Consider the following 3,242-nt stretch of genomic DNA (forward strand, 5'->3'; position numbering starts at 1 on the left):
TTTGCTCTTTAAAAATCTGGATCAAGCTGAAAATTGAAACACTGAACAACGAAAGTTGTTCGTGAGTCTCTCAAATTTTCGCAACACGATGATGAGTCGCAAGAAACATCTTCGGGTTGTGAGGTTAAGCGACTAAGCGTACACGGTGGATGCCCTGGCAGTCAGAGGCGATGAAGGACGTGCTAATCTGCGATAAGCGTCGGTAAGGTGATATGAACCGTTATAACCGGCGATTTCCGAATGGGGAAACCCAGTGTGATTCGTCACACTATCATTAACTGAATCCATAGGTTAATGAGGCGAACCGGGGGAACTGAAACATCTAAGTACCCCGAGGAAAAGAAATCAACCGAGATTCCCCCAGTAGCGGCGAGCGAACGGGGAGCAGCCCAGAGCCTGAATCAGTGTGTGTGTTAGTGGAAGCGTCTGGAAAGGCGCGCGATACAGGGTGACAGCCCCGTACACAAAAATGCACATGCTGTGAGCTCGATGAGTAGGGCGGGACACGTGGTATCCTGTCTGAATATGGGGGGACCATCCTCCAAGGCTAAATACTCCTGACTGACCGATAGTGAACCAGTACCGTGAGGGAAAGGCGAAAAGAACCCCGGCGAGGGGAGTGAAAAAGAACCTGAAACCGTGTACGTACAAGCAGTGGGAGCCTCTTTATGGGGTGACTGCGTACCTTTTGTATAATGGGTCAGCGACTTATATTCTGTAGCAAGGTTAACCGAATAGGGGAGCCGAAGGGAAACCGAGTCTTAACTGGGCGTTAAGTTGCAGGGTATAGACCCGAAACCCGGTGATCTAGCCATGGGCAGGTTGAAGGTTGGGTAACACTAACTGGAGGACCGAACCGACTAATGTTGAAAAATTAGCGGATGACTTGTGGCTGGGGGTGAAAGGCCAATCAAACCGGGAGATAGCTGGTTCTCCCCGAAAGCTATTTAGGTAGCGCCTCGTGAATTCATCTCCGGGGGTAGAGCACTGTTTCGGCAAGGGGGTCATCCCGACTTACCAACCCGATGCAAACTGCGAATACCGGAGAATGTTATCACGGGAGACACACGGCGGGTGCTAACGTCCGTCGTGAAGAGGGAAACAACCCAGACCGCCAGCTAAGGTCCCAAAGTCATGGTTAAGTGGGAAACGATGTGGGAAGGCCCAGACAGCCAGGATGTTGGCTTAGAAGCAGCCATCATTTAAAGAAAGCGTAATAGCTCACTGGTCGAGTCGGCCTGCGCGGAAGATGTAACGGGGCTAAACCATGCACCGAAGCTGCGGCAGCGACACTATGTGTTGTTGGGTAGGGGAGCGTTCTGTAAGCCTGCGAAGGTGGCCTGTGAGGGTTGCTGGAGGTATCAGAAGTGCGAATGCTGACATAAGTAACGATAAAGCGGGTGAAAAGCCCGCTCGCCGGAAGACCAAGGGTTCCTGTCCAACGTTAATCGGGGCAGGGTGAGTCGACCCCTAAGGCGAGGCCGAAAGGCGTAGTCGATGGGAAACAGGTTAATATTCCTGTACTTGGTGTTACTGCGAAGGGGGGACGGAGAAGGCTATGTTGGCCGGGCGACGGTTGTCCCGGTTTAAGCGTGTAGGCTGGTTTTCCAGGCAAATCCGGAAAATCAAGGCTGAGGCGTGATGACGAGGCACTACGGTGCTGAAGCAACAAATGCCCTGCTTCCAGGAAAAGCCTCTAAGCATCAGGTAACATCAAATCGTACCCCAAACCGACACAGGTGGTCAGGTAGAGAATACCAAGGCGCTTGAGAGAACTCGGGTGAAGGAACTAGGCAAAATGGTGCCGTAACTTCGGGAGAAGGCACGCTGATATGTAGGTGAAGCGACTTGCTCGTGGAGCTGAAATCAGTCGAAGATACCAGCTGGCTGCAACTGTTTATTAAAAACACAGCACTGTGCAAACACGAAAGTGGACGTATACGGTGTGACGCCTGCCCGGTGCCGGAAGGTTAATTGATGGGGTCAGCGCAAGCGAAGCTCTTGATCGAAGCCCCGGTAAACGGCGGCCGTAACTATAACGGTCCTAAGGTAGCGAAATTCCTTGTCGGGTAAGTTCCGACCTGCACGAATGGCGTAATGATGGCCAGGCTGTCTCCACCCGAGACTCAGTGAAATTGAACTCGCTGTGAAGATGCAGTGTACCCGCGGCAAGACGGAAAGACCCCGTGAACCTTTACTATAGCTTGACACTGAACATTGAGCCTTGATGTGTAGGATAGGTGGGAGGCTTTGAAGTGTGGACGCCAGTCTGCATGGAGCCGACCTTGAAATACCACCCTTTAATGTTTGATGTTCTAACGTAGACCCGTGATCCGGGTTGCGGACAGTGTCTGGTGGGTAGTTTGACTGGGGCGGTCTCCTCCTAAAGAGTAACGGAGGAGCACGAAGGTTGGCTAATCCTGGTCGGACATCAGGAGGTTAGTGCAATGGCATAAGCCAGCTTGACTGCGAGCGTGACGGCGCGAGCAGGTGCGAAAGCAGGTCATAGTGATCCGGTGGTTCTGAATGGAAGGGCCATCGCTCAACGGATAAAAGGTACTCCGGGGATAACAGGCTGATACCGCCCAAGAGTTCATATCGACGGCGGTGTTTGGCACCTCGATGTCGGCTCATCACATCCTGGGGCTGAAGTAGGTCCCAAGGGTATGGCTGTTCGCCATTTAAAGTGGTACGCGAGCTGGGTTTAGAACGTCGTGAGACAGTTCGGTCCCTATCTGCCGTGGGCGCTGGAGAACTGAGGGGGGCTGCTCCTAGTACGAGAGGACCGGAGTGGACGCATCACTGGTGTTCGGGTTGTCATGCCAATGGCACTGCCCGGTAGCTAAATGCGGAAGAGATAAGTGCTGAAAGCATCTAAGCACGAAACTTGCCCCGAGATGAGTTCTCCCTGACTCTTTAAGAGTCCTGAAGGAACGTTGAAGACGACGACGTTGATAGGCCGGGTGTGTAAGCGCAGCGATGCGTTGAGCTAACCGGTACTAATGAACCGTGAGGCTTAACCTTACAACGCCGAAGATGTTTTGGCGGATTGAGAGAAGATTTTCAGCCTGATACAGATTAAATTAACCGGCATAAGCGGGTTAATAAAACAGAATTTGCCTGGCGGCCGTAGCGCGGTGGTCCCACCTGACCCCATGCCGAACTCAGAAGTGAAACGCCGTAGCGCCGATGGTAGTGTGGGGTCTCCCCATGCGAGAGTAGGGAACTGCCAGGCATCAAAT

At 52.7% G+C, this 3,242-nt stretch carries 2 rRNA genes; both read left to right on the forward strand.

The features are described 5' to 3' along the window. Positions 1-122 precede the first annotated feature (122 nt). Positions 123-3,024, forward strand: a 23S ribosomal RNA gene (locus tag FEK43_RS13150). A 95-nt stretch (positions 3,025-3,119) separates the two neighbouring features. Continuing rightward, positions 3,120-3,235 (forward strand): 5S ribosomal RNA (gene rrf, locus FEK43_RS13155). Positions 3,236-3,242 lie beyond the last annotated feature (7 nt).

This window comes from Escherichia sp. E2562, from assembly GCF_005781075.1.
In the GTDB taxonomy this organism is placed as follows: domain Bacteria; phylum Pseudomonadota; class Gammaproteobacteria; order Enterobacterales; family Enterobacteriaceae; genus Escherichia.